Below are 5,377 nucleotides of genomic sequence, written 5' to 3' on the forward strand. Positions count from 1 at the left end.
TGGACATCAATAACGGTACCGCCCACCATAAATTCCGTACGAGCCTTTTTAATTAAGAACTCAGGCGGAGCGTTGTCATCAGCGAAGGAGATTCTCTGGCCTTCACCGCGAACCGGCTCTACTGTCGCTGAGTTATCGGAGCGCGCCAGCATAGGGCCCAGCTGCTCATACGCCAGAAGTACATACTTACTCCACTCGCGGGCCTTATCTCCCAAAAGCAAGCCAGTCACGTTCTGTAAGCCACTGCCGTCCATACTGAAAAAGGATTTAATGCGGTCAATATCATTACCGGGCGCATTTTTTAACTCACTAATTTGCTGTTGCACCACGTCTTTCGCTTGTTTGACTTCATCACGAAAGTTACTCACCGCTTCTTTATCGGCTCTTATCGACTCTTTCAACTCGTCTAAAGCCTTTTTCCTGGCGGCAATATCGCCCAGACCTTCTACTTTACCTTCGGTTATTTGCTTAATTTTTTGCTCATATTCCTTTATTTTTTCCTCACTGGGCAGTGCTTCCTGCGCAGCTTTTACTTCCTGTTCTTGTTGTTCATAAGCCGTTTTGGCTTCTTCAATGACTTTTTCGGTACGCAAATCAACCTGACTAACAATCTCATCCACAGAAGGCAGCGACATGGTCAGCTTATCCCAGGATTGGTTCGCCCACCCCTGCATATCTTCTTTGTCCGGTAATACGTAAACCTCACCTTCGCTCTCTCTGGGTTGATTGACACGTATACCTGTCATAGTAAGCTGTTCAATTAAGGTTCTGCCAAGTACCAGCTCGGTTGGACTGATGTCAGCAGAGGCTTCACCAATTTGTACCCGGTTATTCTGAGGGGCGTTAGGGTCAGTCACCTGAACTCCGGCTACCGTTAAAGACAACGGAACCCAGCGATGCTCTACTCGCTCAATATTCACTTCAGCACCGTTTAACCGACCCATAGTATGTTCCAGGGTCACTTTTATAATGGTGTCCAGAAAGAGCCAGGAAATAGCGACTAACAACAGCACAAATCCGGCAAATACGGCCAGTCCAGGCCAGCGAATGATGCTACGTTTCATGCTCACCCCCTTAAGTCCGTATAAATTTGCCAGAAACGGCTGCCACGAATGACCTGTACAACACGAAGTTTCATTATTTTCGCCTGAATGCGCTTGCGGTAATTGGCAATAACCCAGTAGCTTATGGCTGCCACTATTGGCGCAGCGATAAGAGCGATAACAAAGCTACCCATGGTAATAGTGTGGTTAAACATGGAAAGGCGACCTAACGCAGTAGCGTACATAGCTTCGTAAATTCCCTGCCAACTTGAAGCTTCCAGCAAGCTCAGTCCTAAGCTGTGAAACCAGGGATCAAGCAGGTAGGCGATACCCGAGAACACACCAAAAGATACGATAAATAAACTGAGGTTAACGCGGAAGATCAAGGCCGCCAGAATTATAATTAAGTTATGGATCCGCCATAGCGGCGTTATCCCGATGAACATTCCTAGTACGACAGCTAAGGCCAGGGCCCACGCGCTAGTTTCAGAATTCAAAGCCTTTAACAACTTTGCCAGAATTGTCAGCATTCACCTGACTCCTTTGAAAAAGATAAAACAGCAAATCTGCTTGTTATCCGTTGTCTTTCTAATATAGTGTGAGTTGCATTTATTACGCAAATAATAAGCAAATAACTTACACCTCTTTTAGCGACTTTCGAGTACTTTACGACATGCAGCAACACGTTCACCTTATCATAGATAATGCCGCCGACTGGCAGCCTTATTACCCAAGTCAAAGCTTACTCACCGCAAGTGAATACTTACAATCAGCGCATTTGCAAAGTCGTTATCACGTCTTAAATTTGTGCAATGACCTATCTTACTTATCCACCGGCTATTACGTCAGCCTGCTCGCAGAAGCCCGAGGGCAAAGAGTCATGCCTTCTGTCGCTACCATTAACGACCTGACTAACTTCTCTCATTATCAGTTACTGATTAATACCGCTGACCGATCACTCACAAAGTATTTGCAGAACTATGATCAGAAGTCGCTATCCCTATTAATTTGCTTTGGCTTGTGCGAACAGCCAGAACTGGCGTCTTTTGCACGGCAAATTTTTGAGCGCTATCCGTGTCCTATTTTAAAAGTTGAGCTGGAATTTAGCGGCCGTTGGCACATCAACAAGCTCACCTCCGGCGCGCTTAATGAGCTGAGTGACGAGCAACAAAGTTTTTTTGGTAACTCACTGGACCATTTCAGTAAGCGAGTGTGGCGAAAGGCACGTACACGTAAAGAGTACCGTTTTGATTTAGCCATTCTTTATAACCCGGACGAGGCCATTCCGACCAGCGACAAAAAGGCACTGGCACAGTTTATTAAGGCCGCAAAAGAAGCGGATATTGAAGCTGAGCTGATTACGGCGAACGACTTTAACCGTTTACTGGAGTTTGATGCGCTTTTCATACGGGAAACGACCCGTATTAACCACTACACCTACCACTTTGCTAAAAAAGCGGAGGCTAATGGCATGGTGGTTATTGACCACCCCGACTCTATTGTTAAGTGTGCCAATAAGGTGTTCTTAACTGAACTGTTGGATAAGCATAAAGTTGCAACGCCGAAAACAGAACTGCTGCTGAGCCAGTCAGAAATTGATTACCAAGCCATAGGCGAGCGCCTGGGTTATCCGGTTGTGCTGAAAATCCCTGACGGTTCATTTTCTATCGGTGTGGAAAAAGCAGAAAGCCTTGAGCAATTTAAACAAGTGGCAGCGGAGCTTTTCAAACAATCCACTATTTTGCTGGCACAAGAGTTTATGAAAACCGAATACGACTGGCGTATCGGTGTGCTGAATAACCGCCCCATATACGCCTGTCAGTATTTTATGGCCCGTAACCATTGGCAAATTTATAATCATAGCGAGTCGTCTTCGCGGGGTAAGAGTGGGTCTTTTGCAACTTTAGGCGTACATCAGGCCCCGAAAGACGTGGTCAGACTGGCACTACAGGCAACTCGCTTAATTGGCGACGGCCTGTACGGTGTTGATATCAAGCAAACACCTAAAGGCCCGGTGGTTATTGAAATTAACGATAACCCGTCAATTGAGTCAGGTGTTGAAGATAAACATTTAGGATATGAACTCTATCGGCTGATAATGGCTGACTTTGGACGACGTCTGGATGAATACTGAGTTTAGGGTTGAGCCTGCAAAGCTCACCGATCTTGATCAATTAGTTACACTGGAGCGGGCGACATTTAATTACAGTTGTATTAGTCGCCGCAGCTTCCGGCAGGTTATTCAGTCTGATCATAATTATTGCTGGGTGGCGCGTTCAGAAAACCAGCTAGCCGGGTATGCCATTGCGTTCACCCGGCGCAACAGTAAAGTATGGCGCCTGTACTCTATTGCTGTATCACTAAACTTTCGTGGTTTTGGTGTCGGCAATTTACTCATTAATCACGTACTGGACACCGCCAAAAGGCAGGGCGCTGAAGCTATGTCTCTGGAAGTAAAAAGTGATAATAAAACCGCCATTCATTGGTATCAAAACTGTGGCTTCGAAACTATCGATATTCTGCCAAACTATTATGATGACGGCAGTGACGGTTTTAAAATGCGGTTTACTTTTTATCCGGAAAGTCTGTGAATACACCCTCAACACCGGCCTGCTTCAACCACTGTCGTAGCTGACCATGAGACTTAACGCCGTCGGGCAGGTCGTCAGCTCGCAAGGTATAAACATGAACATTCAGTCCCTTTTCTTCCGCAGAGTCTAAAACATCGCTCCATTGCGGCTCGCCGTTTTCAGAGACCCCTTCTAATACATGATTTAACCACAGCCCGACCCCTTCTGCGTAGCTCTTAACCGACTCTAAACCAGCACTGGATCGCATAGCGCTGTAGTCAATATCTGTCGCGCCCCACTCGTTATCGCCAACCAGCTGAATGAGGGGCGCGTCCCAGTTAAACTCTCGTTTTAAGCGCCGCAAGACTTCCGGATCAAAAGACTGCAAATAAATAGGGGTAGGCCGTTTGTCAGAATAGCCATTTCGTGCAAGTACCGACATAACAGCTGAAGTAATGTCGTACCCTTGTTGCTGATACCAACGTGAAGATTTCAGCTCCACATAAATACCGGTGGACATCTCACGCACCCGGTTCAGTTCATGAATCAACTTAATGTGTTCATCCAGGGTTTGAATAGGGAAGCGCACATACGGTTGAGCGAAGCGTTTAGGATAGACCAGCTCATAGTCTTTATGGCGGGCAACAACCGTTAAGCGCTTTAATTCATCCAGGGAAAAGTCGACCACATAATATTTACCATCGGGCCGGTGCTTCTCCGGGAATACTTCAGACACGTTGGTAACATGGTCCAGTTTTTCGTCGTGCAAAACCACCGGCACACCGTCACGAGTTAGCTGTATGTCCTGTTCAATGAAGTCCGCACCTAATGCATGGGCCATAACCGTACTGGCCTGAGTATGTTCCGGTAGATAACCCGACGCACCACGATGCGCAATATCCAGAAACTCAGGTACTTTTAAATCATGAAACGGCGCGTCCGGCAGAGTCTCCTGTGCTTTTGGTGCAGCAACTGCCAAGCCTGATAACAAAGTGCAAATGATGAATCTATTCATTATTCCAGTTAACCTCTAGCACTTTATCGCCGAGCTCGCGGTAACGTTTTATCAGCACCTCAATGGGCTCGGGCTCAGGGTTTAATTCGCGCCCTCGTAAATACTCCGGGTTATACAATTTACTGACCGAACGCTCACCTAAATCACAGGAAAACGTCACGATACGTTGCCCCGGCCCCTTTCGCAAAGCAGCAGCCAAAGCGCCGGCAACATTAAGCGCGGAGCTGCTACCCAGCACAATACCGTCCTTGTCTCTGACATAACGCGACAGCGTGACTAAATCCTGATCGGGCAAGTTAACGGCATGATCAATGCGTGCCTGACGAAAGTTATCCACTAACCGCATAATACCAATGCCTTCTGTCATGGAACCGCCCGTCGAAACATACTCACCACTGCGAAGGAACTCATAAATTCCCGAGCCATCCGGGTCCACAACCCAAACATCAATATCCGGATTTTTCTCTTTCAAAAAGCGCGAGTTACCACCAATAGTGCCACCAGTACCTGCTACAGAAACCAGAACATCAACTTTACCACCGGTTTGTTCCCAAATTTCCGGGCCAGTATGAAGGTAATGCGCGCGGGCGTTGCTGGTATTTTCAAACTGATTGGCCCACCAACAGTCGTCACGCTCTTCAGCTAAGCGACGCGCTGTGTGATAAAAGTGGTTTTCGTTTTTAAAAGGAACCGGGTCAACGGCCATTAGCTCACCGCCATGCAGGCGTATCATCCATTCTTTTTCTGGT

At 47.0% G+C, this 5,377-nt stretch carries 6 protein-coding genes; 2 read left to right on the forward strand and 4 right to left on the reverse strand.

Annotation, left to right across the window (positions count from 1 at the left end):
• The coding region (locus B3180_RS06735) for a TIGR03545 family protein (protein ID WP_286843683.1) at positions 1–1,064 on the reverse strand (1,064 nt) is incomplete at its 3' end.
• Between the two features lie 2 nt (positions 1,065–1,066).
• On the reverse strand, positions 1,067–1,573 hold the full coding sequence (locus B3180_RS06740; RefSeq protein ID WP_199494344.1) for a DUF2062 domain-containing protein: 507 nt from the start codon (positions 1,571–1,573) through the stop codon (positions 1,067–1,069).
• A 143-nt stretch (positions 1,574–1,716) separates the two neighbouring features.
• Here B3180_RS06740 and B3180_RS06745 point away from each other — a divergent pair, with 143 nt between their 5' ends.
• A complete protein-coding gene (locus B3180_RS06745; protein WP_222235770.1) occupies positions 1,717–3,177 on the forward strand; it encodes a RimK family protein in 1,461 nt (486 codons plus the stop codon).
• The gene (locus tag B3180_RS06750; protein ID WP_054489479.1) at positions 3,167–3,634 is read left to right on the forward strand and encodes a GNAT family N-acetyltransferase; all 468 of its coding nucleotides are present in this window, start codon (positions 3,167–3,169) and stop codon (positions 3,632–3,634) included. Before B3180_RS06745 ends, B3180_RS06750 begins: the two co-directional genes overlap by 11 nt.
• Here the strand turns inward: B3180_RS06750 and glpQ are convergent.
• Complete coding sequence (gene glpQ / locus B3180_RS06755; RefSeq protein WP_286843687.1) at positions 3,609–4,628, reverse strand: glycerophosphodiester phosphodiesterase; 1,020 nt, start codon at positions 4,626–4,628, stop codon at positions 3,609–3,611. The genes B3180_RS06750 and glpQ overlap by 26 nt on opposite strands.
• Positions 4,621–5,377, reverse strand: a 757-nt coding sequence (locus B3180_RS06760) for a pyridoxal-phosphate dependent enzyme (protein WP_286843689.1), incomplete at its 5' end; no start/stop codon positions are given. The genes B3180_RS06760 and glpQ, both read right to left, overlap by 8 nt.

The organism is Idiomarina sp. UBA4206 (assembly GCF_002383015.1).
Classification (GTDB): Bacteria; Pseudomonadota; Gammaproteobacteria; order Enterobacterales; family Alteromonadaceae; genus Idiomarina; species Idiomarina abyssalis.

Excerpts from the sequence above, each read along its gene's own strand:
- B3180_RS06740 (WP_199494344.1), bottom strand. The coding sequence starts at position 1,573 with ATGCTGACAATTCTGGCAAAGTTGTTAAAGGCTTTGAATTCTGAAACT.
- B3180_RS06745 (WP_222235770.1), top strand. The coding sequence starts at position 1,717 with ATGCAGCAACACGTTCACCTTATCATAGATAATGCCGCCGACTGGCAG.
- B3180_RS06750 (WP_054489479.1), top strand. The coding sequence starts at position 3,167 with ATGAATACTGAGTTTAGGGTTGAGCCTGCAAAGCTCACCGATCTTGAT.
- glpQ (WP_286843687.1), bottom strand. The coding sequence starts at position 4,628 with ATGAATAGATTCATCATTTGCACTTTGTTATCAGGCTTGGCAGTTGCT.